The sequence below is a fragment of the Paenibacillus sp. FW101-FHT12H11 genome (assembly GCF_058790355.1).
Genome location: NZ_JBYTCO010000007.1, coordinates 308879 through 333188, shown reverse-complemented (window position 1 = coordinate 333188; position 24310 = coordinate 308879). Strand labels below are relative to the sequence as shown.

General features: G+C 45.7%; 21 protein-coding genes. 2 read left to right on the top strand and 19 right to left on the bottom strand.

Annotated features, from left to right (window positions below; genetic code table 11):
* Positions 1–193 precede the first annotated feature (193 nt).
* The 3 genes from AC3WTJ_RS24010 to AC3WTJ_RS24000 all read right to left on the bottom strand — a co-directional run bounded on the left by AC3WTJ_RS24010 (position 194) and on the right by AC3WTJ_RS24000 (position 8791).
* Entirely contained in the window at positions 194–2518 is a 2325-nt protein-coding gene (locus AC3WTJ_RS24010; protein ID WP_492523955.1) for a helix-turn-helix domain-containing protein, read from the bottom strand.
* Between the two features lie 85 nt (positions 2519–2603).
* Positions 2604–3731 carry an alginate lyase family protein gene (locus tag AC3WTJ_RS24005; RefSeq protein WP_492523954.1) on the bottom strand — a complete coding sequence of 376 codons (1128 nt, stop codon included), beginning with the start codon at positions 3729–3731 and terminating at the stop codon, positions 2604–2606.
* A gap of 119 nt (positions 3732–3850) precedes the next feature.
* Positions 3851–8791 carry a chondroitinase-B domain-containing protein gene (locus AC3WTJ_RS24000; protein ID WP_492523953.1) on the bottom strand — a complete coding sequence of 1647 codons (4941 nt, stop codon included), beginning with the start codon at positions 8789–8791 and terminating at the stop codon, positions 3851–3853.
* A gap of 542 nt (positions 8792–9333) precedes the next feature.
* Here AC3WTJ_RS24000 and AC3WTJ_RS23995 point away from each other — a divergent pair.
* Positions 9334–9987: a FusB/FusC family EF-G-binding protein gene (locus AC3WTJ_RS23995; RefSeq protein WP_492523952.1), complete on the top strand. Its 654-nt coding sequence runs from the start codon at positions 9334–9336 to the stop codon at positions 9985–9987.
* Positions 9988–10047: 60 nt separating this feature from the next.
* Here AC3WTJ_RS23995 and AC3WTJ_RS23990 read toward each other — a convergent pair whose 3' ends face one another.
* From AC3WTJ_RS23990 to AC3WTJ_RS23920, 15 genes are all read right to left on the bottom strand, one after another.
* Positions 10048–10353 carry a hypothetical protein gene (locus tag AC3WTJ_RS23990; RefSeq protein WP_492523951.1) on the bottom strand — a complete coding sequence of 102 codons (306 nt, stop codon included), beginning with the start codon at positions 10351–10353 and terminating at the stop codon, positions 10048–10050.
* A 75-nt stretch (positions 10354–10428) separates the two neighbouring features.
* Positions 10429–10920 carry an NAD-dependent epimerase/dehydratase family protein gene (locus AC3WTJ_RS23985; RefSeq protein ID WP_492523950.1) on the bottom strand — a complete coding sequence of 164 codons (492 nt, stop codon included), beginning with the start codon at positions 10918–10920 and terminating at the stop codon, positions 10429–10431.
* A 125-nt stretch (positions 10921–11045) separates the two neighbouring features.
* Positions 11046–11534, bottom strand: coding sequence for a cupin domain-containing protein (locus AC3WTJ_RS23980; RefSeq protein ID WP_492523949.1), 489 nt, complete (start codon positions 11532–11534; stop codon positions 11046–11048).
* A 17-nt stretch (positions 11535–11551) separates the two neighbouring features.
* Complete coding sequence (locus AC3WTJ_RS23975) at positions 11552–11788, bottom strand: tautomerase family protein (RefSeq protein WP_127450801.1); 237 nt, start codon at positions 11786–11788, stop codon at positions 11552–11554.
* Between the two features lie 49 nt (positions 11789–11837).
* Entirely contained in the window at positions 11838–12578 is a 741-nt protein-coding gene (locus AC3WTJ_RS23970; RefSeq protein WP_492523948.1) for an SDR family NAD(P)-dependent oxidoreductase, read from the bottom strand.
* Between the two features lie 51 nt (positions 12579–12629).
* Positions 12630–13259 (bottom strand): DsbA family oxidoreductase, encoded by a 630-nt coding sequence (locus AC3WTJ_RS23965; RefSeq protein WP_492523947.1) that lies wholly within the window; start codon positions 13257–13259, stop codon positions 12630–12632.
* Positions 13256–13801: an NAD(P)H-dependent oxidoreductase gene (locus tag AC3WTJ_RS23960; RefSeq protein WP_492523946.1), complete on the bottom strand. Its 546-nt coding sequence runs from the start codon at positions 13799–13801 to the stop codon at positions 13256–13258. Before AC3WTJ_RS23960 ends, AC3WTJ_RS23965 begins: the two co-directional genes overlap by 4 nt.
* A gap of 30 nt (positions 13802–13831) precedes the next feature.
* Positions 13832–14155, bottom strand: a complete 324-nt coding sequence (locus AC3WTJ_RS23955) for an NIPSNAP family protein (RefSeq protein WP_492523945.1) — start codon at positions 14153–14155, stop codon at positions 13832–13834.
* A 92-nt stretch (positions 14156–14247) separates the two neighbouring features.
* Positions 14248–14817, bottom strand: a complete 570-nt coding sequence (locus AC3WTJ_RS23950) for a TetR/AcrR family transcriptional regulator (RefSeq protein WP_492523944.1) — start codon at positions 14815–14817, stop codon at positions 14248–14250.
* A 227-nt stretch (positions 14818–15044) separates the two neighbouring features.
* A complete protein-coding gene (locus tag AC3WTJ_RS23945) occupies positions 15045–15893 on the bottom strand; it encodes a DUF6454 family protein (RefSeq protein WP_492523943.1) in 849 nt (282 codons plus the stop codon).
* A 37-nt stretch (positions 15894–15930) separates the two neighbouring features.
* Entirely contained in the window at positions 15931–16776 is an 846-nt protein-coding gene (locus tag AC3WTJ_RS23940; RefSeq protein ID WP_326060017.1) for an ABC transporter permease, read from the bottom strand.
* A complete protein-coding gene (locus AC3WTJ_RS23935) occupies positions 16773–17954 on the bottom strand; it encodes an extracellular solute-binding protein (protein ID WP_492523942.1) in 1182 nt (393 codons plus the stop codon). Before AC3WTJ_RS23935 ends, AC3WTJ_RS23940 begins: the two co-directional genes overlap by 4 nt.
* A gap of 24 nt (positions 17955–17978) precedes the next feature.
* The gene (locus tag AC3WTJ_RS23930; RefSeq protein WP_492523941.1) at positions 17979–19010 is read right to left on the bottom strand and encodes an ABC transporter ATP-binding protein; all 1032 of its coding nucleotides are present in this window, start codon (positions 19008–19010) and stop codon (positions 17979–17981) included.
* Between the two features lie 35 nt (positions 19011–19045).
* Positions 19046–19870 (bottom strand): ABC transporter permease, encoded by an 825-nt coding sequence (locus AC3WTJ_RS23925; RefSeq protein WP_492523940.1) that lies wholly within the window; start codon positions 19868–19870, stop codon positions 19046–19048.
* Positions 19871–19875: 5 nt separating this feature from the next.
* Complete coding sequence (locus AC3WTJ_RS23920) at positions 19876–20907, bottom strand: LacI family DNA-binding transcriptional regulator (RefSeq protein ID WP_492523939.1); 1032 nt, start codon at positions 20905–20907, stop codon at positions 19876–19878.
* A 241-nt stretch (positions 20908–21148) separates the two neighbouring features.
* Here AC3WTJ_RS23920 and AC3WTJ_RS23915 point away from each other — a divergent pair, with 241 nt between their 5' ends.
* On the top strand, positions 21149–22693 hold the full coding sequence (locus AC3WTJ_RS23915; protein ID WP_492523938.1) for a glycoside hydrolase family 26 protein: 1545 nt from the start codon (positions 21149–21151) through the stop codon (positions 22691–22693).
* Between the two features lie 77 nt (positions 22694–22770).
* Here AC3WTJ_RS23915 and gudD read toward each other — a convergent pair whose 3' ends face one another.
* The gene (gene gudD / locus AC3WTJ_RS23910) at positions 22771–24138 is read right to left on the bottom strand and encodes a glucarate dehydratase (protein ID WP_492523937.1); all 1368 of its coding nucleotides are present in this window, start codon (positions 24136–24138) and stop codon (positions 22771–22773) included.
* Positions 24139–24310: the final 172 nt, after the last annotated feature.

The following is a 24310-nucleotide window of genomic DNA, read 5'->3' as shown; positions in this document are numbered from 1 at the left end:
CCCTCGTATCATATCGTGCAACTCGTCTTGCAGCACCATGGCTTAAGTATGGAGGGTAGACCACCTTTTTGAATATCGTCAAAACTGCAAATCCCCCTTTAAAATCCGTAAAAGGCAATCATCAGAATCCAAAATAGCTATTCAAAAAATGAAAAGCCGCCCAAGCAAGCTTGTACGACTTCCATAAAACAGATCACAATGGTTTCAGTTCTTTGTATTTCCCTGGTGTGATGCCCTCGAATTTCTTAAACGTCCGGTTAAACGTATTGATATCGTTATATCCGACCTTTCGCGCAATTTCCATAATCGATAACGGCTGTTCGGTTAGCAGCTTTTTGGCCTCTTCCAAACGTGTACGGCTTATGAAATCAAGAAGAGCATCACCGGTTTGAGCTTTAAATTGTTTGGATAGATAAGAAGGCGTGATGCCAAATTTCTCTCCAATCATTGAAATGTTCAAATTTTCTTCGGCGTAGTTAGCCTTCACATAAGCGCTAACCAGATCGCCAAGCGGACTATGCTCCTGCTTACGATCGGCTTGAATGGACTCACAGACCTGTTCGAGAATCGAAAGAATTTCTCTTTTCATTTCTTTGATGGTTTCACATTCCGATAATCGTTCCACAGGATTGAATTGTTCCATGAAGGACTTTTTATTCCCTTGGGAACCGATTTCATTCATTGTTTTCAGCATCGTGCTCGCCAGATCGAACATCAGACATTTGCCCAGCGGCACCGATAAAACGGAATTGGACACATTTGTTTCAATAATTTGCTCAATGATCGAGCTCGACTTTTCATAATCGCCAGTCTTGATAAAATTAATCAATTGCTGCTCCACGTGCAGCGGATAATAATAAGTTCCTGCCTGCCGGACAGCCTCGGAGCTAGGTAATTCGTCGTAACGAATGATCGCTCCGCTTCCTTTCACAAGTCGATAAGCCATCGCCGACAAAGCTTCTTGATACGCTTCGGCAATACCAAATAATTCCTCATGAGTAGCGCTGATCGACACTGTCAAATGCACATGAAAATGATCATGCAGGAATAATTTCACCGATTCAGCAACTCGGCTCAGCTCATCCATATCCGGTTCTTCGGAGCCAAAATTAAAAATACAGGCTTGCATATCTTCAATTTCCGTCGTGAAACCCCGGTTCTGTAAGCCGATGACTTCTTCCACCACATTCATTAGAATGAATTGCATCAATTTTATTTTCTGCGGATCCATGGCTACATCTTCCTGAAATTTGCCGAAATGATCGATGTGAAACAATATCACCGCGAAATGCGAAGAATCCAGCCGGATTTCATGAGCGGAAAGCGATTCATGCACGGGGATATCCTGTTCCAGGTTACCCTTCAGCAGCCCCTGTAAGAAATGGGAACGAATGGCGTCACGATGTTGGTGCAACCGACGGTCCACCTGCTCTTTTTCCGCAAACGTATTATTGAGCGCATCTTGCAAAAAACCGTATTCATTCGTCCCCTCCGCAAACGAAATCCCTGCTTTCATCGAGAAACTTCGAATGAGGTGATGAATCGGATTGTAATTTTTGCGCAGGAACAAGAACGTAACCAGCCCTCCCAGAAGAAGACTAAGAATTATGCTTGCATAGACCAAGCTTTTCATATACTTCATCTTATCGTCAAAGCGCTCGGCAGGAATCATCGACATGTATTTCCATCCTGTCCTGGCCGAGGTTGTATACGATACAGCCACTTGTTTAGCCGCTACATCCCCGTAAAAAAGTCCATTTTCCCCTGTGAATTTATCGTAGGTGAGAAAATCAGGGGTTTGCTCAAGACCGCTGGAAGCAACTAATCGATTCTCTTTATCTAGTACCGCTACCGATGTTGCTTCGGACGGCGGGATATTGGCCAGCAACTTGGAATCTTTCATGACAAACAGGAGCACAGCTCCGGGCTGATCCCGATTCGCCAACGTAACGGATTTGGCAAACAAAACCGCTTTATAGGCATTATCATCCTCCGTTATCGTAACCGGGGTATACTCCTGAATGTAGCGTTGATCCAAATATGTCTTCCACGCCTCATTGCCTTTAAGGGTTTGTCCATCCAACATTTGAAACAGCTGGCGGCTATCTGTCCGATTGCGTGTGGATATCACCGTGTCGCTATTTTTGTAATACAGATAAATTTGTTCAATAAACTCATTGGCTGTTTGATAAACCCGCAAATCATTGGATATAGTGACTAAATCGTAATAATCGTTATCCGTAAGCGGCTGTGAGGTATTGATAAAAGCGTTCACCTGTTTATTCAGCGAAATTTCCAAACTCAATCGCTCAATACCGCCCAGGCTGTTGTCGATTGCCAATTCCATCTGCTTCAGTGCGTTATTGTTGGCGCGATTCACCTCCGATTCGACCACATGCCAGGAAGCCGCATATAAAATGCCGCTAATGATAATCGGAACAAGAAGAACCGAAATATAAGAGGTAAGCCAAGTAACGATGACACTGCGTTTATTGAACCGGATCCGATTAAACTTCATTAGTCCTAACCCCTTATCGCCATGATGTAACTGCTTTCATTTATTATAACGAATATTTGTAGAACCGTCTTGCCGATCTAACAACTCAAAGCCAAAGCAGCGGTTGCCGGATCGCTATATTTCGTCTGACTTCAGCCTGCTGAGGGTTTTGTTCGAGCGTTCTCCATAAAGCAAGCAGCCTTTCAGAACCATTGGCAAGCCCGGCAAATAAGAAGAAAGACATAGCGACCGGCCAATCCTCATCATATTCGACATCAGCTCCGTAAGGCCACAATCGTTTATTTTCCAAATACGGCAGTAGAAATTGGATTCCCTTCTGTACGCCTCGGCCATCAGGAAGTCGGAATTCCCATAGGTTATCTTCCGGTGTGGCGAGGATATGCGTGAGCGTGACAAAATTATCCAACGTGAACAGAGAATACGCATAAGGCTTCGTACGAGACAATTCTCTTGGAAAACTGCCATCGAGATCCATCTGCTCCGCGAGCAATCGGCTCTTGTATGCTTCCCTGCAATAATCCAGCATACCAGAATGACCCGTTAACTTTGCAAAAGCTGCTGCCTGTACAAACCAGCAAATTCCGTGGTTGTTGGGCTCATTTCTTTCTTCCACTCCTTGTGGGTGCTCGTTCATCCATTGCAGATATTGCGCGAACCAGTTGGTGACCTCTTGCAAAACCTGTTTATCCGGCAAGGAGATATCATCACTATTCAGCACGTGTACAGCTGCCGCCACATCAATCAGATGCAGCGTATCGATGACCCCGATCCCTCGTCCGTTGCAAACACCAGGAATCGCTTGTGCATAAAGCAAGTGCGGATTCATTCGAGTGTTCTTGTCTATAAAAAATGCGTTTAACAGCTGCACGGCTTTCGCTGCATATTGCTGCTCCCCCGTTATACGGTAAGCGGAAGTCAAACAGGCGACCAAGGAGCGCATGCGTCTAAGCAAATTTCGATGTTCATGGAAATTATCCGGATTGCTTTCACCGTCACGACGAACATAAGGCAGCCCATCCGGCGTATTTGGATTGGGCCACCAGTAATCTCCATTTGAATAATAATCGTGCGCACTTCCGGGGCTTTGCAGAGCTCTAGCTTCTGTGATATGTATGCTTGGAGAAGCCAGTGCAGCCTCAGCCCCCTGAAGGATCGTCTCCAAATCCAAATATTGACCCCAGTTCTCTTTGTTTACTTGGTAAATACCTTTCATGCTCCCTAGCTCCTTTTTATTCGAATATATAAAGCACTAAATGCAGCAGATCAGCTCCGGAATTCCGGGAGGCCAAATCTGCTGCATACCATGTGGCGTTTATTGCAGAAACTGCTAAACTACGGCCGATCCAACATACGCATGACGACTGTTACGGCTTCCGCCCTTGTAGCGGTAACAAACGGCTCGAAAGTTTGATTCTCCCGACCGTTTATGAGACCTAGCGATACCGCTTGCGAAACCGCCGGCAAGGCCCAAGCTGGAATCAGAGGACTGTCGCTAAACTTGGTTGAAAGTGAACCGTCCTCTTTTGGCGAGTAGGCTCTTACAAGCATAACAACCATTTCTGTCCGATTAATGGATGCATTGGGACGTAAAGACTGGTCTTCATATCCCTGCAAAATTCCTGCTGCCAGCGCTGCACCTAGTTCTCCCTCCGCCCATGCTGGGATATCCGCTTGATCGGTGAATGTCCGTATCGACGATTCTGACTTCAAACCTAAAGCTCGCACCAGCATAGCAGCGAATTGTAATCTTGTCATCGGCTCGTCAGGTTTAAAGCTTCCGTCCGCGTAACCGTTCACGATGCCTTTGGCCGCAGCGCGAGAGATTTCATCCGATGCCCAATGTTTCGACACATCTGCGAAAGATTCCTGCGACGGTGTAGTAGGCGAAGGATTTACAGGCAGCGGATTGGCCGGTTCAGGCACTGGATTCGGCACCGGCACTGGCGCTGGCGTAGGCGCAGGTGTTGAGCTGTTGCCGGATGAAGAGTCCCTCGAAGAGGAACTGCTGCTGGATGGTCGCTGCACCATGATGTTATACGTTTTATGAGTACCGGTAGGCAACGACACATCGATTAGAATAACACTGCCGGCCCCGGCAATGGTAAGCGGTTCGCTTTCGCTGCCGCTGCGAACGGTTTGCCGCACAGCGCCGTCAACACTCACTTGAATCTCAGCTGCTTGACTTGCCGATGTTGGTGTCACTTTCAAGCTGCTAATTCCCGTTGGGAGCATGACCGTGTAAAAAGTGACATCCGATTGGAAGGTAGGCGCAAAGGTCAGATTCGAGCTCAACTGCAAGCTGGTCAAGTCTGGCGTCCCTTCTTCCACTGGCAGCTTCCGGCCAGCAGATGGCCCAACATCCGCAGCTGTAAGAGGGCGAAGTGTCAAATCGCTCGCCGGTTCGTACTCATCGCTACCCACATCAGCGGAATGCAGCCGTCTTTGACCGTCCATATCGTCTGACGCGATATACGGACCTTTTGCCGCATCAATCGCAGGGCTTTGCGGCGATATACGGATTAATCCGTCGCTGCCACGAATTAGCTTCAGATCGCCTTTGTAAGTGGCGCTTACAACCGTTGCATTCGCTGCCACAGCAGCAATCCCATCGGCCATATTGCCGACATACGTTGGCCGGCCTGCATCTGTGATATCTTTTGACTCATTGAAAATAGTCCCTGCATTACTGAAAATCAAATTGTTATAAATTTGTGTTCCCGTTGGCTGGAACGTGCGCTGCGCAATTTTTACCGCCGATGCTTTATTGCTTAAATTTACGAAGGAATTGTTGTAAATTTGTACATTGTATTGTCTCCAATGCCCGCGCAGCAGCTCCTGCTGTCTATCCGGCGTAAGGCTCCTTAGCTCTGCGAAATCGTTCGCACCCGTGCCCCAACGGATAATCGGATTTGTACCTCCGTCCGGGCCTGCATCTTCCGTTCCGCCATCCAGTTGAACGGCATCATCCGTGAGCCCTTCCATGTAATTATTATAAATTTTGTGGTCATTGCCATAAATGCGAAACCCGCTAGTACCTGCTTTCTTGCCATCCGCGATGATGAAATTGCCATAAAAGCTGTTGCGATGGCCGTGACGGGCAACCATTCCTCCATAAGAATTGAGGACGGTGTTATAACGGATTGTGTTATCACTGCTTTTCACCGAGACGATTTCGTCTTCCCCGTTTAATCCGTCAAACAAATTGTATTGAACCGTCACATGCCCGGGGGCCAAAGATAATCCGGAAAGTCCTAGACGGATCGCTTCCAAACCATTGCTCACTCGCGGACCGATATCATGAAAGTGGTTGTATTCAATCACATCATATTGCGAAACCGCGTCCTTGCCGTCATACGTAATCACGGCTCCAAAGCCGGTCTTCGGTCCGATATCATTATACGCGATACGGTTGTGGCTGCTCGTCCCCTCAACCCGAATATAATGCCGGTCAGTCCCGCTGTCTGTGAGCAGTGCCGTATTCGGCGAATGCGATGTTTCCCCCGTATACACGGTTCCATTAGGATCATAATTGGCACCGTAACGGCAGCTATTTTCCACGCCGATGACACACCAAATTTGTTTGCTGACGTTATTCTCAACCTTCGTAAAACGGTATTTCTGACCTGTTTCATCCAAAGCAAATGTATTTCGCAATATTGAAATATTGCTGGAATCGAAAAGCTGCACCCCTGGATGCACGCCACTCATACTGGCGATTCTTTCATCCGGTACTGCTCTGCTCTTCAGTGTATCCTCCCCATGCTCCGATCCGCCGCCCGAGTGAAAGGTGAGCCCCTCAACTTCGACGTATTCGGAGTTGTCGATATGCATGTAGCTGTCACCGGCTATAACAGCCTTGCCCTTCTCCGCAGCAACAATTCGGATCGGAAGCGCAGCTGTCCCTTTTTTATCCTTCACTACGAACGGACCCATTTGTTGATAAGTACCGTTTTGCAATTCAATCGTCATGCCTTTCGCAGCCTGATCCAGCGCAGCCTGCAATCCTTCCGAAGTGCTGACTTTCACCACTTGAACAGGAGGCAGCGGTTCCACCGGCTTATCACCTGCCTGCGGCGGCCCACTTGGCACAGTAGGCTCTTCTACATCAGGCGCTGTACCTGTGTAAAGCTCAACTTCCGTTATGCTGTTCCAATTGCCTGAGCTTCCCGAAGCTGTATTGCCATATCCGACCAGCCGCAAATACCGGACGGATGCCGGATTACTTAGCACATAAGGTTGAATAAGCTCATCCCCAACCTGAAGAACACGGCTTGTACGCTTAGGAAGCAAGACGGTCGGATTCGTGAAGTCCGCTTGATTTGAACCTATAATCTCGAAATGAGTTTGACGGTCGAGCGCATTTAAGAAAGCAATATTCAAATAGGTGATCTTTTCGGGTTGCCCTAAATCGAACTGCAGCCACTCCCCTTGACCTGAAGCGGACCAGCGGACATCATTATCCCATATCCCGTCCACCACATTCGCGGGAATATTCGTTGTATTCGGCTGATAGGAACTGGCGGTAACCGTGCTTGCGTTCAACGGTATTTGACCGTTCGTTCCTTTGGCCGATAGCCTATATGCCTGGAGCGAATAAGTATTCGTTGCATCTCCACTTGATAAACGCATATTGATTTTATTCACGCCGGGTGCCAGCGGCACATTGGCTAAGTCACTCACCGGCTGATTCATGCCATCGTTATTTGTCAAAGTCACCGTCGTCGAAATACCTGCGCCAGCTTGCATCTCAAACCGAACAGGACTTGCATCCTGTGGAACAATGACCTCATACCCGCTCATCTTCGAAGGTGAAAATGGTGTGTTCATCCCTAACTTTTGGCCGCCTGCCCATACATCCAAGCTAGAGAGCTGGATTTCCGGCATTTTCTCGGCAAAGGTGAAAAAGGATCCGTCTGTCAGCACCACATCTGTTGCATAGTAGACACCTCCATGCAGTTCCACTGGAGTCAAAGGATGCGGTACCGCGTCGTTGAAATCACCGCTTGTACTCGTTAACAGCAATCCGCCTAACGGGAGCATGGATTCCGGGAAAGCGACTTGCACCGCTCCGACATTGCCGGTATTCTGGACTTTCCACGTCCGCGCCGACTGCTTGAAGCCCGTACCGTAAGGAACCGACGGCGCGGTACTTCCGTTATCTCCCCAGAGAAGATACTGCTTATCCGCTAAAGCTCCTTTCGCATTAACGACGACCTGAGATGCCGCCGGTCCTTCACTGCTCCGGCTTGTCTCTTGGGCCAATGCGCCTTGCTGGTCTCGTACAATCCCTGCGATGTTATGGCCAAATGCCGCATTGGCCGATGCAGGCCATACAATTTGAGGCGACAAGCCGGCCGAGACATAATCCTTCCCTCTTAGCGGGGTTCCGAACTTGAGGGCCATATACGTTTGCACTTGATTTTGCTGAATACTGCTCAGCGAATCTCCAAAAACGATCATTTCAGCAACTTGTCCATCATAGCCAGACCCCCCCGTGACAGCCGAACCGAGAGACATCGGGTTACTTCCGTTGCCAAGCATCGCAAGACGAGCTTGAGATGATGTTGCAATTGTTTGTCCATCTAATGTAATGGCTTGATAAACGTTACTTGAAACGGATGGACGCGATTCGTACTGAAAGCCCCAGCTGTTGTATGAAAGAGGCGGAAGCGAATAACCCGTTGTTTGCCGTGGATTACCGGATGTGACTGCACCCGAATCCCACAGGATTTGTGAGGTGCTTGAGAAGAACGGGATATAAGCTCCGAACCTTCCTGTGCCTTGTAAAGTTTCATAGAAAATTTGCGAAGTCTGATTGGATAAAGTGATCCCGCCGGTAACCAAATAAGCACTTGCTCCTGCAACGGTTTCATTCTGAGCAAACAGCCCGTCTTTATCCAATAGAAGACTTCCGTTGCCTGAACGTATGAATTGGACCGACGGTTGGAAATTTAAGGAAGGATTGGATGCCACATACTTTGGTTTCGTCCGTGGGCTCTTGTCCCCGACGGTCCCGTCGTTGATGAAATCGTTCCCTTGCGGACTGCTATCCTTCCATTTCGTCACTTCACCATTTCCGTTTAGCGTCATGCTGGGCGGATCCGCTTTCAGCCACAATTTCAGCAAGTTGGCATCGATACCACCAGGTGTCCCTGTCGTCTCACCTGTGGCACCGGCTTTGGAGATACCTGCGGGCAGACTTGTGAGAATTAAAGTTGCTGCGAGCATCAAGCCGATCTTTCGTTTCCAAGAAACTTTGAATACCTTGTTCAAACATACATCACCCCTTCATCATCATGAAACTCTCAGGCATCAATATGAATGCTGACTAGCGTGAAAGCCAATACACACATCATATGTAAACCCTTACAAACAATAAATCATCAAAACCTAAACTCATCGTCAAAATCTCGAATACCACTGATCAATATCGGAAATGAACCATTAATTTGTAGGATCAACCTGATTTCACTAAGAATCGAAGGGTTTTCTCCATATTCAAAAAAAAAGGACCTGCACGCCGGCAGCCCCTTCATCCTGTTTCATGTATTTATGAATGATACATAGACTTTCCTTTGAAATACCGTCGTGAGTCTTTTATAATAGATGTTATCGCAAGTATAAGGAGTTGGTATCGATGGCAATAACCGATTGCCAGATTGGCACAGCCTCATGCAAAGCCTGTTTTGGAGGCGATACTTTGCATGGGCGGGAATTGAGCAGTACAAACATCGCCTAATTCAGCATAGATCGGTTCCACGATGTGGCTTTGCACCTTATTGATTTTACGATTCTAAAATAAGGGGCTGTTCCATATGTGTGAACCATTCATTAGAAACCATCAATTCAATTTTATTAAAAAACAAGTTGGGATTCTGGAGCATGCGTTGAAAACGAACGCAGATCCGAAAGTATTGGAATCCGTTCGGTATAGCTCAGAATCGAAGATTTCTGAACTATTCCCAGATGCTACAGACAACCAGAAACAAATGCTGGAAACCATTTTCAAGCTGAAAGCAGCGGAAGATTTTCAAAAACATCTTAAGGCGTTAGAGCCTCATTTGATGGAATTTCCGCCAATTAGCGCAAAGCAGATTCAAAAGCTATTCCCCAAGAACAAAAAGCTTAAACTGCCTGATTTGTCAGCGATCGACTACCGATACGTCACCTATCTTAGTTGGGTCGATATAGCGACGAATAAACTATTCATTGTCTATCAACTGAATGGGCAATTCGTTGGGGTAGAAGGGAAATATACTCCGACTAACAAGAAAGGCTTTTGTTTTTTATGTAATAGATATGAAGAACTTGCTCTATTTACGGCAATCTCCAAGAAAAGGCCGGCTCATACTACGCCTGATTATTATAAAGCGGTCGGTAACTATTTATGTATGAATGGTCAAGAATGTAATAAGAACTTGACGGATATTGCTTCGTTAGAAAAGTTTATTGACGCTGTGATCGGTTAAATGAAAGACCGGGACCTCTTGCTGCATAAGGTCCCGGTCTTTTTCTGGATTCTGGCGGAATCACATTGCTGGAATCTCAGAAGGCACCCGCAGATTAATTACATCGATGCCCTTCTCATCGCGAGCTTTCAAGTCTTTTAGAAACTCAAGGAAGTTATATCTAGGTTTCCAACCCAGTATATCTTCAGCCATAGATAGGTCATGTTGTTCCACTTGCTCCGGCAATTCCATCTCGTACTTGTTCAGTAATTGAATGGCGCCTGGAACTTGTGACTCGCACCACGCAGGACCCTTTTTCTTAAAGTCTTGAATAACATCCATGGGCATACCATGATTTGTATGTACAATTGTGCGAAAAAGCCCCACTTTCTTCTCCAAAACGGCCTTAACAGAAGCAACTGTAGCTTCAGCTACATCCCTTCTATCCACACCATTACGAAGCTAACGAGCACCGAACTCTAAATAGGGACGCGGAATAAACTCATGGTACCGCAGCATCGCTATCGAGGCACCTGTCATTTCATGATAAGTTCTACTCAAATCTTCACCAATAACTTTACTAACTCCGTAGACTGATCCCCAGCCATAGGCCATTGAAGAAGCATAGACGATAGATTGAATTCCAGCTTGCTTGCATGCCTCCATCACATGAAAGGTTCCATCCACGTTCACAGCAAAAATCGTTTCATCACTTACAGGCGGGTTATGTGCGCTATGCCAGGCTGCCAGATGAACAACCGCATCCATGCCTTGTACCGCAAGTCGTACATCACCAGGGCTTCTTGTGTCGCACCTTACAAACTCGAGTTCCCTCAAATCGTCTGTATTTGGAGGCATAATGTCTGCCATCCTAACCGTGTAACCAGCATGAACTAATGCTCTGCATACGGCTTGACCGCCATTGCCCGCGGCTCCGGTAACTAGAACTTTCATGATCTCACACCACCTAACTTAGTATATTGGTTATCTATTCGTCATTCTACATGCTACACCTGCCGATGCGATATAGAAAAAACACCGCCTAATTTAACGGCGATGTCTTCCTTCTAGATGATATTTTATTTAATAAATTGATCTAATGGGCCTAACGTAACCGCATTATACTTCTCAGAAAGCTCCAAAAGTCTAGGAATATCAAACGGAGCAGGAGGAGGAAGCTCTTTCCTTAAAGCAGGTTCAGCCATTTCCAGGAACATCCCTAAAAATTCTGCACGGCTGAAGAAGTTCAGAAGGCGCGCAGGCTTGCTGCCAACGACCCGCAAACCGTGTGCAATACCTTTCGGCAAGAACACAAATGCGCCAGCTTTCGCTTCGATCTTCTGTCCATCTAGAAAAAAGTCAACTTCCCCATCTAAGATGTAAAAAGATTCGTCTTCCTCATGATGAATATGATAAGGAGGCTCAAAGCCTACCGGTACCAGGCATTCTACCATTCCAAACGAATTGTTGGTAGAAACCGCGTCGGCTTTCACCGTCATCAAAGTTCCTAAATACCAAAAGTCTTTACCGACTTGGCTTTGTTGCGTATTTATTGCATGACCAGACATTGTAATACGACCTCCGATTACTTCAACTTCTCAGCAAGCTTTTTGCGATATTCCAAGGCAGGCAGTCCACCCCAACCCCAATTATCGGTGTCAACTTCTTCAATAACCACAAAAGTAGATTCTAATGGTTTGTTCAACACATTGAGCAGAACTTCACTAACCCCTTTAATAATCGCTGCTTTCTCTTCAGCGGTAACGGACTGACGATCCGGCGTTGTGCCCTCACGGGTCACTTGGATATTTACGATTGGCATCGAAATTCTCCCCATTTCTATAAAATTAGATGGATCTAATTTGCTAGATTTACATCGTACCCGCGTTTTGCCCACCATCAACATAAAGGATTTCACCAGTAACAAAGTTCGCAGAATCCAGGTATAAAACAGCATCTACGATGTCTTTAGACTCACCCATGCGTCCAACTGGATGTAAACCGGCAAGAGCATCATGTGTCTCAACAGCGTGCATTGGTGTTTTGATGACACCCGGCGAAACGGCATTTACGCGAATACCACTTGCTGCATACTCAATTGCCAAAGATTTGGTAGCTGACTTCAGACCGCCTTTCGTCAATGAAGCAAGCACAGATGGCACTTTTACCGATGGCTGATCAACCAGACTTGTCGTAATATTCACGATGTGTCCTGAGCCTTGTTTCAGCATCTCCGTCACTGTCCGTTGCGTAACGTGGAAGAAGCCAACCACATTCGTGGATAAATACGTTGCAAAATCTTCTTCGGTATATTCCGTAAATGGTTTAGACATGAAAATCCCAGCGTTATTAACCAGCGTATCAATGCGTCCGAAGTGGGTTAACCCCTCTTCGATTAAGCGCTGTGCGACTTTGGGATCGGCGATATCACCAGCGACGAACCGCACGCTTTTTCCTGTGGGATCTATTTCTTTCGCAACCTCAGCCAATGCCTCTTCGCGTCGTCCATTGATCACGACTTTCGCTCCCTGATTCACCATCTCGATCGCCATCGCTCTTCCGAGACCGCTGCTTCCGCCAGTAATCACTACTACTTTGCCTTGTACCGTCATTGGTTATTCTCCTTTATGATGATGTTCTAGATGTTGATTGACTGAACCGACTTACAGTTGTTCGAACAATTTTACAAACTCTGCCGGCGATTGCAGCCCAGACAAGCTGAATTCCTCATTAATCACAAAAAATGGTACGCCTCTGACACCGAGTTTTTGAGCGGTACGCTGTCCTAGTTCTACTTTGTCCAGCCCTTCACCCTGAAGAAGGCGCTCTTTGAGCTCCGCGGCTTCACCGATGCCGACGGAAGATCCTATTTTCACAAGTTCATCTGCATCGCCGATATTTACGCCCTCTTCAAAATAAGCTGTATATATTTTCTCAATCAGTTCCACTTTTAAGTGCTCAGGAGCCATCGAAATCAGCTGATGAGATAACACGGTATTAGGCGTATATTGTACGATATCCATGTTATATTTAAGGCCGAAACGATTCCCGTTTTCGTGATATTGCTGCTTCCTTGCTTCGAATTGAGCAGCTCCGCCTAACCGGCCGATCATCACTTGACGATAATCCTCGCCCTCAGGACGAATACCTGGGTTAATCTGAAAGGCATTCCAACGGACAGTTGCCTTTTTATCTTCCGGCAATTGCTTTAGAGCGGTTAACAGACTAGTCGTTCCCATACGGCACCAAGGGCAACTAGTATCCATATACACGTCAATCAGCAATTCGCTCATTTTGTCAACACCTCAGCTGGTCTTACCGTTTTAATATGGTTGACGAAGTCTTTGCTGCTTTGAGCTAATCTTTCCTCTGTTACGTCAGAAGTGTCGTTTAGAACAAAGTGAGGCAGATAAGTGCCGCTAATAAAGCGAGTGAGCGCCTGCATTGGCGTCAAAATTTGTTCAATTGTAAAGCGGTTGGACCCAGTTGCTTGATAAGACTCTTCCGTACCATACGCGGAAATCGCAAAGCCAAATTCTTTACCGACTGTTTTAGTTGCTTCTGGTCCATAAGCCCAGTTGTAAAGCAGGACATTATCAAACCATTTTTTCAGTAATGGCGGTGTGCTGTACCAAAATAGCGGGTATTGGAAAATAACTCGATCGTGTGCCTCAACCAGTTGCTGCTCTCTAGCGACATCGATATTTTCGTCCGGGTACTCTTTGTGCAGTTCATGAATCGTGATATCGTCATGTTTTTGCAATTCATTGACCCATGATTTGTTCCAATTGGATGCTTCGATGTTCGGGTGAGTTACGATAACTAAAATTTTCATTGTATTTGCTCCTATTCAGTAGTTGGATTTTTATTTGTTTTCGAAAAAGGGCACATCTTTCATAAAAATGCTTTCTTGCTTTTTAACCAACGGTCCATCAAGTTCCGAAAGTCGTTTTACTTCAATCCACTCCGGGTCATTGCGGAATTTATCATAGTTCAGGTTACGATCCTCCATAGAAGCATGTTCAACAATATAATAGAGCCGGTTACTGGATTCATCGAAATCTTCCCAAAAAAGCGTTATTTTCATCTGATGTTTATTAAATAATTGAATAACATGATCCCTGAATCTATCTAAAATAACCTGCATCTTGCCAGGATTAACATCATAAATCCGCAGCTCATATATCATCCTTTACGCCTCCTAGCAGAAAGTTTCGTTCATTCATTCCATTTACCTATTAAAAGGTAGGTTTGCAAGAATAAAATCAATCGCCTATCCCTTTACGTCAAACCGGCAATTAGGCCTTCTGCGATCACTTCAAACCTGCTTCTATCGCGAAAACTTCTTGCAAGCAACTGCGCTCCCTGAAGAGAAGCCAAAAATTTATGAGCCTGCACATCCGCGGCACCTTCAAAGTTAATATGCCCTTCCCGACGCCCCTGATCCAATACGCGTTCCAACCATGTTAAATTTGTGGTGAAAAACTGTGCTAGCCTGTCTCGTACTTTTGCTGATAAAGTAGCCAATTCCGTAGAAAGCATGACACTTAAGCACGTGCAGTAATCCTGTACAGGGCCATCGAAAATCAAGATGAATTTGCGCAATTTCTCTAAGTTGTTTTGTGTTTCGAAATCGATTTGCGCAATGGCAGACAGCGAATGTTTGTGATAGCGTGTGATCAGCGCTTCTCCTAAATCCTCTTTGTTTGGAAAATGATAATGAATGCTGGCTGTGCGTATCCCTACTTTTTCCGCAATATGTGCATAGCTGAATCCGTTAAATCCAACTTCTTGCACAATGTTCTGTGCTGTATCTAAAATAATCTCTGCGGTATTTTTATGATTACTCATCGCGTTCTACCTTTTAGTAGATAGAGTTTCAACTCCTCTCTTTCTCGGATATTCAACCGCCCACTCATCATACTATGAACGAAGTCATCATGCATAATATAGAATCGTGATACTGAATATCTCGTTTATAGATACCTGCTCGTATATTGAATAAGTACAATCCACATAGCGAATCCTATTGATAAATGAAAAAAGCACTCTAGTGAGTGCTACTTCATTTTGATCGTTTAAATAGCTGCTTCATAAATCAGCATTGATCCGTCATTATCGTCCGGAACAGCATATAGCCTGATGGTTTCACCAACAATCTCTAGGAACACTGGATTACGGGTAATCACATGACCTTGCGGAGAAAATTCAGTAATAGGTATTTCGTGAAGGGTTTCTAACGTAAACAGATCTATTAGCGCTAATCCACCCAACTCGTAAGGCTTGGATTTGCTAGCAGGATTGACTAACTCAGAGATGCCGCTCACAATCATTTTTCCATCGCCTACATATTGTCCATCTTGATAGTCGATAAAATGATTCGTATTTTCTTTATCCATCAGCTGTCGCCCACATGAGTCCCATACATAGAATTTGCGTGAGCCCCAGCTGTTGCCGATTAACTTACCATTCTGTGCCTCATGGACTAAGCCACCGATATGATCTTGAACTCGGAACGCTTCTTCAGCTTTTAATGTGAGAGGATCTACTGTGTAAACAATAGACTGACTGTGAGGCCGATATTCTGCGACTGGCACCCAAATATGCGTACCATCAAAATCAATACCACCCGGATGATACATATCAGCCTCACCCAATGATGTCTCCTTCACAAGCTGTCCTTGACGATTGAAGACAAATAAATGGCTAACTCCCTTGCCTGGTGTACGATCATAACCTTGTTTAGGTTGGTCATACCTCATTGGCCATTCGATAAGTTCAACCGATGACATATAAAAGAAGTCGCCGATTCGAACCATTCCTTGGGAGTGGTAATTGTTGAATTGAAGTTCTACTTGGTTTTTCAGCACCCATTTCGTGCTACGTGTTAGATTTCTGAACCGAGCGATGAGATTCTGATCATCCATGTGCTATTGTCTCCAGTTAATCTTCATTTGCATCAAATCATCTAGCCCTAGCACTCTCTTCTGTAATCATACTACGAATATAAAAGTACCCCATAACCGAACAAAGCAGGAACGTAAAGAAAGCGATCGCCGCAGCTAATTGTTTCTCTTGGAACACACCGAAAACCTGTTCCATCGATACCCCTAACATTTGCGGAGCATTGGGCCCAATGAGAAATGGAGCCGTAAATGAACCGATCACACCCATAAACACAAAAGTAACGGCCACTAGCAATGTTTTATACGTCAGCGGCAAAATAAAACGGACAAAGATTTGTAATTTACGTGCTCCTACGTCCTTTGCGCTTTCAATAATGGAATTAGGAACTGCAGATAAGGCTGAACCAAGCAACATCGTCGTAAAAGGAATGTTAAACCACAAATTCGCAATAATAATCCCTTTCATGTCGAAAATAATACGCGGCATTTCTCCACCGTTCACCAGCAGCAGCAGGCGTGAAACCCACCCATGGTTGCCAAGCAATTGGATCAAGCCATAGGTCGCGATCACAGATGGGATAAAGATTGGAATCATATACAATTTACGTATCCATTTTACCATCGTACCTGTATTAAATCTCATATAAGCAGCTAAAGCATAGCTGATAATCAGCACGAGAATTACGGAAACAACCGTCACTTCCAAGGTGAAAATAATGTTGGAGCGCATTAGCTTATCCGTGAATAAATACGTGTAATTGGATAGATCATAGCCGCCCGATTTATTCGTCAAGCTTTCCTTAAAGGAAATGATAATAGGAATGACGACAGTGACAAAAAGTAATAAAAAAGAGGGGATAACCAGAAGTAATCCGAATATCCCCATTTTCATTTGTTTACTCATTGCGCAGCAACTTCACTTTGCCAACGCTTCGTCATATCTTTATCCAGTTCACCAATATTGAACGAGCGGAATCCTTCGGACGAACCTTTGAATGAATCTTGAATTTCTTTGGACATGTTAGAAAGCTTAATGCCTGGGAAGCCATGCATTTTATCGACAACTACGCCTTGTGCCTCAGGTGAAAGAACGAAATCCAGGAACTTGTAGACAGCATCTTTCTTCTCGGACAACTTAGGCACCATTAAGTATGTTGGTCCGCCGTTAAAACCAGGCGTCAATTGCGTCATTTTGGTTGATTTCGGAAGCTGGCCTTTTGCGACTTGCTCAAGCACCATGTCGGACCAAGCCGGAATCATATCGACTTCACCGCTTGTCAACAAATCTAGCGTCCCTTGGTTTTTCTTCGGATAAATACCTTTACCATACACAGATTTCCCAAGTTCTTTGAGCAATGTAAAGCCTTGATCCCAACCTTTTTCAACGCTTGGATCGGAATTATGAATCGCTTCTTCCGGCAAGAACTTATACAGGGCAGTTGCTACAAAGGAGTTACCAGCCCCACCTGTGGATGGATCGTTATAAGCGAATTTGGACGGGTTTTTCTTGATCCAATCGTACAGTTCATCCAATGTTTTTGGAGGTGTTGCTACTTTATCGCTGTTATAAGCCAATACAACGGCAGATGAGCGGTAAGGAATAGCGAGATTGGAGATATCTTTTATCGTTTTTTCATCGACAGCAGCTAGATTTTTAATTTTGTCAGTTGCCAAGGTATCCCACAGATCATCTTTTTGTCCCCGTGTGACATTAGACAAGCCATCTTCATACAAATCGATATCGCCGGATCCTTTATTCGCTTGTTTGGCAGCAAGTATACGGTCATATGTTGGTTGTGCGCCCGTACCTGAAGGAATGTAAACCGGTTTTACCTTCACATCTGCATTTTGTTTCTCAAACATAGGAATTATCGTGTCCCACAGATCTTTAACATTTTGCGATCCCGTAAAATAGAAGGTAAACTCAACAGGTTTTTTGGTATCTGCCGTTGCTTTAACCGGAGCGTTGCTTGGAGCAGCAGATGAACCTGCATTTGTCGCAGAATTACCACAACCGGTGATGAAAGCGGCCGTAGCGGTCATTAAAGTGACTAACGTAATTGCGGATTTCTTGCGTAACATGATATTGCCTCCTTGGATTTGGGTTTAATTTTCGGAAAATGCAATGATTTTGGCAAAGTTTGCTTTTACATGTTGTCCTGTATGGAGATCCTTGACAGAATCCCTTGGTTGAAACGCCCGGATTGTTCCGTACTGAGGTAAATCAATAGATACTTCCGCATAATGACCAAGCACCATCACTTGTTTAATTACACCCGAAAGGCCTTGTCCTTCTTCACTTTCTATGATCACATCTTCAGGTCGAACGGCAAGGTGTACATGCCCGGACAGATTTTTTGTATTTGGAAAACTTAGATGCCCGACGGTAACGCGTTCGGCAGCGATCACCCCTTTCAAAAAGTTCATTTTGCCGATAAATTGAGAAACGAACAACGTACTTGGTTCATCGTAAATTTCTTGTGGCGAAGCGATTTGCTCGATGTTTCCTTGATTCATAACGACAATACGATCCGAAATCGATAAGGCTTCTTCCTGATCATGAGTGACGAATACCATCGTAAGGCCTGTTTTGGACTGAATTTCTCTTAGCTCTTCCCTCATCTCGTGGCGAAGCTTAGCGTCCAGCGCGGAGAAGGGCTCATCGAGCAAAAGAACAGCCGGCTTCAGAAGCAGTGATCTTGCAACCGCGATACGCTGCTGTTGACCACCGGAAAGTTCGCCCGGATATTTCTTCTCGGCTCCAGGCAAGCGAACCAACTGCAGCACTTCATTTACGGCTTTATCGATTTCCGCCTTTTTGATCTTGCGTATTTTAAGACCGAATGCGAGGTTGTCATACACCGTCATATGCGGCCATAGATTGTAACCTTGAAAAACCATGGATGTCGGACGTTTCTCAGGAGGCGCTTGAAGCACACTTTTACCCTCAATGAGAATGTCGCCGGAATCGGGATCGAGAAAACCTCCGATGCTGCGAAGAACGGTTGTTTTACCGCAGCCTGAAGGGCCAAGCAATGTAATTAACTCCCCTTTACGGACATCTAGAGAAATTCCGGTTACGCCTTCTCCGGTTTTATAGCGTTTCGTTAATTGTTGAACTGAAAGCTGAATGTCCATGTGTGCCCCCTTCTATTTTAGGAATGGATCTGTCGTCATTTGAGTTGGAAGCCGCTGGACATAATATCTGCGCTCACAAAGCGCTGTGCAGCAAGCAAAAGAATAATCGTCGGCGCTGTCAAAATAATGGAAAATACAGCTCCCGCATAGGCCGGATAATCACTGATAATCGAGTACATGACAATCGGCATCGTTTTATAGTTTGGGATACCCACAAGGAATGTGCCCTGAGCTTCATCCAGCGAATTCAAGAACGTAAAGATAGAAGCTACGATAATTCCCGGCATAGCCATAGGGAGCGTAATACTGCAAAACACGCGAAACGGGCTCGCCCCTACATCCCTTGCCGATTCCTCTTGCGCCATATGCACATTGCGGAAAGCAGCTGTTGGAATCCACGTCATGAACATGAGTACGTTAATCATATGGATTAAAACAACGCCTATTAATGTGTTCATCAGTCCGAGTTTGAAGAAAAGCACAGCAATCGAAACATAAAGTCCCATTTTCGGAAAAGCATGTGTCAGAAGAAACGAGAACAAGAAAAACTTGCTAAGTGGAAATCGTATACGCGCAAACGCATAGGCTGCCGGAATGCAAAGCACAATAGAAAGTGCCGTTACGATCGTTGCGATGACAAAAGACAAGCCGATTGATTTTGCAATATCTTCTTGCTGGAACACAAACGTCCACCATTTCAGTGACCACTCATGCGGCAAGATATCGGGGTAAGTCCATTTGCCGGTAAAAGCCAGAATAGCAAGATTGAGCAGCGGGCCCAAGAAAAAGATGACGAACACAACAAGGATGAGAAATTCTACGATTTTACGCGGGCCAATTGCTTTTAAATACCAACGCATGCGGACTAACCACTCCTTTCAATAGAAAATGTTTGAGTCGACTGACGGACAATAAGTTTGGGTACTAATTGCTTGGGATGCTCAATGTAGGCTTCCTGACGGATTAACTTGTCGAGCAAACTGAAAGCCTGAATCCCCATCTCTTCCGTATTGACCCTGATCGTTGTCAAAGAGGGTGAAAACATAGCGGCAAAATCAATATCATCGAAGCCGACTACCGCTACTTGTTCGGGAATGCGTACCGACTGTTCCAGCATAAACTTCATAGCGCCGAGCGCGATCATATCGTTGGTAGCAAATAACGATGTATATCCGCCTGCGCGAAACTGCTCCCAATGGGCACGCATGAGCTCATACCCTTCGCCAAACGTGGACGTTGATGCCTGTAAGATCGAACTTGACGGGAACGGAATCCCCAATTCTTTCAAATGATTTTTGAAGCCCTTCAGTCTCAAATTGTGACTACGATGCGTTTGTGGTCCAGCAATTACGAAGATGCGACGATGACCCTGATCTGCGAGATGTTCAGCAACCATTCGGCCGCCTTCCTCGTCTTGATTCACAATGTGCATGACACCATCAACATCCGTAGAGCCATTGACCATGACATAGGGAACTCCGAAGTTTGCGATGTAATCAATCACATTCTGCTGTAAACGGCTAATCAGGATTAGCCCGTCCACCCTTTTTTCCATCATAAAATCAGCCGAACGCAGCGACATTTCATGATCCGTCGTTACGAAAACGGAATAATTCATGCTTGCCGCTGTCATTAAAATTGCATCTAGAATTTTCCCATAAAACGGATGGGAAGCAATCGGATGATGCCGGCGATAAATCAGAACGCCAATGTTATGTGTTCTTTGTGAAACCATTGCCCTTGCTACGGCGTTGGGCTTATATTGCAGTTCTTCAATCAGCTGCAGCACTTTATTGCGTACTTCCAAGCTGGTATAGCCCTTGCCAGATATCACGCGAGACACCGTGGATTTGGATACACCGGCGCGCAGGGCAATTTCCTTAATCGTATGCTCCATGATGCGACCTCATTTCTGTATGTGAGACCGTTCCCACACACTTAATTTAACTTAGAAATATTATTGCTGTGTTAGCAGCAAGATAAGTAATTGTAAAGGCAAAAAAGCTGCCCCCAGGTTATCGCAACCTTTGGAACAGCCCAGACCTCTCCATTGACCGTCTCCCAGCTTTGGGCATACAATTAACTTACTGAATCTACGGAGGCAATTATCTTCCTTACGAGAGGAACTTACTTATCCCATGTTTAAAAAGGTTGTCTGGACAATAGGTACCATCTTGTTGGCAAGTTGCATCGCGGTCACTTTTTTTGTCATGGATACGGAATTAAATGACCTCGAACAAAGCCGATCAGAACCTGCTGTTGCACTAACGCATCCCACCGTTGTTTCCTCAACTCCCAAGCCCGAACAGCCGGATATTTTAACCTATTGGACGAACCAAGAGAAGAAATCCGCACAATCCGGTTATTCAGAAGCCGCAGCTGCCTATCAAAATCGGATCGCTGCCTACTCAGCTGGTCTTCCTTCGATAGCGCCACTAACCTATGATTGGTCCAGCATCCAAAGTCCTTCAGCGGAAATGGAGCTTTATCTCCGCGTTCCTATGACAACGGAATCTACCCATCTTGCAAAACACGAGCCAGCATCTGGGGCTTATATAGGTATGTTAGGGGCAGATCGCAGAGTTGGGTACGATGTTACGAAAATTGAAGATGTGTACGGTCGAAAACACGCTCTTTATTTGGCTTATGTCGGTTGGCGAAAAGTACAGACCGATACGAATACCTATTTCCCGGCGCGAACTGCGGAAAGAGTGAAAGAACTCGGCGGCGCACTCCAGATCGGTTGGGAGCCGCGCTTTGGCTTGGACGACGTGCTGGATGACGAATACGTTCGCCGTTTTGCCCGGGAAGCCAAGGCTTCCGGCATTCCTATTTTCTTGCGTTATGCTTCGGAGATGAATGGCGCATGGGTGCCATGGCATGGAACTCCCCAGCAGTATATTGAGAAATTCCGCCTTGTTCACGACATCATGGCCGAAGAAGCGCCTAATGTTGCGATGGTTTGGTCCCCTAATTTCTCGCCAACGAACACGATTGACGACTACTATCCAGGTGACTCTTATGTAGATTGGGTTGGTTTTTCTTTGTATAGCACACCCTATTCAGGAGACAAAGAGCAGCTAAATGGGACCGTAATCGATACTTTCGCTCCTCTCTATGAGCGTTATCGCCATAAGCCCATTATGATTTCAGAGGGCGCTATTGCTCACACCTATTTACCTACGAATCAAACGTACTGGAGTTGGTCGGAAGGCCAACTGGGGTACATGTACGGTTTACTGCCGCGACTGTTTCCGCAGGTGAAAGCGATCACCTATTTTAACTTCAGTCGAGCTCAAGCAATTCGGACGAATGGAGCTTATGTGTATGATATCGGGGAAAACCCATTCATGGACGGCTTTTATCAACGGTTAATCCAATCCGATTGGTTTATAAGCAAAGTAGAGACAGGTGTTGATCCCATCTCTTATCGCTATACGCCTGTTACCGGTCAATCTCTTCCTACTGGCAAACAAACCGTTCTTGTTTATCCTAAGCTGGAGAACGAGCGGGGTGAACCTCCATTTGCTATCGCCATTTACCAAGGTAATCAGCTTCTTGGCGTCAGTTATGAGGCTCCCTGGGAAATAAACATTCAAGTGAATGCGGAATCGGCGTCAGAACCTTGGTACGCTATCGCTTACAATGACAAGATGGAGCCCACGGCTGTCAGCAAAAAGTAAATGAAACTTGACCTGAATATATGTAAAAATAGCCGCTGTTTCCCCCTAATCAGGAAACAGCGGCTATCTATGATCAACTATCTCAAAAGACAAGGACGTTTGTTATCAAATTTCCAATTAGGGATATAAAACTGCATAGCCAGCGCATCATCGCGAGCTCCCAAGCCCTCTTGATTGTACAGCTGATGCGCCTTCTCAATGGCGTCCATATCAAGTTCTACTCCCAGACCCGGCTTGTTCGGAACCTCCACCATGCCTCCAACAATCAGAAACGGCTCCTTGGTCAACTGCTGTCCATCCTGCCAAATCCAGTGCGTATCAATGGCCGTTATTTTTCCCGGCGCTGCTGCTGCCACATGGGTAAACATCGCAAGCGAGATATCAAAATGGTTGTTCGAATGAGATCCCCAAGTGAGCCCCCATTCCTGACACATCTGAGCTACTCGAACAGAGCCCTGCATCGTCCAGAAATGTGGGTCGGCTAACGGAATATCGACAGATTGCAGCTGAATCGTATGGCCCATCTGGCGCCAATCGGTAGCAATCATGTTCGTTGCCGTTGGGAGGCCTGTCTCACGCCGGAACTCGGCCATGATTTCACGGCCTGAATAACCGTTTTCTGCTCCGCATGGGTCTTCCGCATAAGCCAATACGTGATGCTGATCACGGCACAGGTGAATCGCCTCAGCTAAAGACCATGCCCCATTAGGGTCAAGGGTAATTCTGGCTTGAGGGAAACGTTCCGCCAGCGCAGTGACCGCTTCAATCTCCTCCTCACCGCGCAGGACGCCACCTTTTAACTTAAAATCATTAAAGCCATATCGTTGATACGCTGCTTCGGCAAGTTTCACGACGGCTTCGGGTGTAAGCGCTTCCTCATTACGCAGTCGAAACCAATCATTCGCTGCATTCTCAGCGCCCAGATACGGAAGGTTTGTCCGATTCCGATCCCCGACATAGAACAAGTAGCCTAACATCTCTACTTTATCGCGCTGTTGACCTTCTCCTAGCAGTGCTGCAACCGGAACATCCAGGAATTTACCTAAGAGATCGAGTAGTGCTGCTTCCAATGCCGTAACGGCATGTATCGTGATGCGTAGATCAAAAGTCTGCAAACCGCGTCCTCCCTGATCCCGATCAGCGAATTGCTTGCGAACTTTCGTAAGAATGTTATTGTATTGGCCGATCGATTGACCGATAACCAGTGGGCACGCGTCTTCAAGCGTTTTACGAATATTCTCGCCGCCCGGTACTTCACCTACGCCCGTATGACCTGCACTGTCTTTGAGAATTACGATGTTACGTGTAAAGAATGGAGCATGCGCTCCACTAAGATTGAAGAGCATGCTATCATGCCCTGCAACTGGAATTACTTTTAGTTCGGTAATGATTGGCGTGCTGGAAGCTTGATTTCTCGATGGCTCATTTAGCAGTTCTTGTTTCATGGCTGATCTCTCCCTTTCATGTGGATGAATACCAGTTTAATGAAGATAACAACTAATTAGCTTACCTTAAATTAAATTGTACCACGTCCTCTAGCTCCTAAGTACTTAAATAACTCATATTCACATATTTTTGTTAGGGAATAGTATGCGCTCGCCGGAGAGGAAGTTGACA

Excerpts from the sequence above, each read along its gene's own strand:
- AC3WTJ_RS23965 (WP_492523947.1), bottom strand. The coding sequence starts at position 13,259 with ATGAGCGAATTGCTGATTGACGTGTATATGGATACTAGTTGCCCTTGG.
- AC3WTJ_RS23935 (WP_492523942.1), bottom strand. The coding sequence starts at position 17,954 with ATGTTACGCAAGAAATCCGCAATTACGTTAGTCACTTTAATGACCGCT.
- AC3WTJ_RS24005 (WP_492523954.1), bottom strand. The coding sequence starts at position 3,731 with ATGAAAGGTATTTACCAAGTAAACAAAGAGAACTGGGGTCAATATTTG.
- AC3WTJ_RS23975 (WP_127450801.1), bottom strand. The coding sequence starts at position 11,788 with ATGCCAATCGTAAATATCCAAGTGACCCGTGAGGGCACAACGCCGGAT.
- AC3WTJ_RS23930 (WP_492523941.1), bottom strand. The coding sequence starts at position 19,010 with ATGGACATTCAGCTTTCAGTTCAACAATTAACGAAACGCTATAAAACC.
- AC3WTJ_RS23920 (WP_492523939.1), bottom strand. The coding sequence starts at position 20,907 with ATGGAGCATACGATTAAGGAAATTGCCCTGCGCGCCGGTGTATCCAAA.
- AC3WTJ_RS23955 (WP_492523945.1), bottom strand. The coding sequence starts at position 14,155 with ATGATATATGAGCTGCGGATTTATGATGTTAATCCTGGCAAGATGCAG.
- AC3WTJ_RS23915 (WP_492523938.1), top strand. The coding sequence starts at position 21,149 with ATGTTTAAAAAGGTTGTCTGGACAATAGGTACCATCTTGTTGGCAAGT.
- AC3WTJ_RS23970 (WP_492523948.1), bottom strand. The coding sequence starts at position 12,578 with ATGACGGTACAAGGCAAAGTAGTAGTGATTACTGGCGGAAGCAGCGGT.
- AC3WTJ_RS23995 (WP_492523952.1), top strand. The coding sequence starts at position 9,334 with ATGTGTGAACCATTCATTAGAAACCATCAATTCAATTTTATTAAAAAA.
- gudD (WP_492523937.1), bottom strand. The coding sequence starts at position 24,138 with ATGAAACAAGAACTGCTAAATGAGCCATCGAGAAATCAAGCTTCCAGC.
- AC3WTJ_RS23925 (WP_492523940.1), bottom strand. The coding sequence starts at position 19,870 with ATGCGTTGGTATTTAAAAGCAATTGGCCCGCGTAAAATCGTAGAATTT.
- AC3WTJ_RS23985 (WP_492523950.1), bottom strand. The coding sequence starts at position 10,920 with ATGAAAGTTCTAGTTACCGGAGCCGCGGGCAATGGCGGTCAAGCCGTA.
- AC3WTJ_RS23940 (WP_326060017.1), bottom strand. The coding sequence starts at position 16,776 with ATGAGTAAACAAATGAAAATGGGGATATTCGGATTACTTCTGGTTATC.
- AC3WTJ_RS23960 (WP_492523946.1), bottom strand. The coding sequence starts at position 13,801 with ATGAAAATTTTAGTTATCGTAACTCACCCGAACATCGAAGCATCCAAT.
- AC3WTJ_RS23980 (WP_492523949.1), bottom strand. The coding sequence starts at position 11,534 with ATGTCTGGTCATGCAATAAATACGCAACAAAGCCAAGTCGGTAAAGAC.
- AC3WTJ_RS23945 (WP_492523943.1), bottom strand. The coding sequence starts at position 15,893 with ATGGATGATCAGAATCTCATCGCTCGGTTCAGAAATCTAACACGTAGC.
- AC3WTJ_RS24010 (WP_492523955.1), bottom strand. The coding sequence starts at position 2,518 with ATGAAGTTTAATCGGATCCGGTTCAATAAACGCAGTGTCATCGTTACT.
- AC3WTJ_RS23950 (WP_492523944.1), bottom strand. The coding sequence starts at position 14,817 with ATGAGTAATCATAAAAATACCGCAGAGATTATTTTAGATACAGCACAG.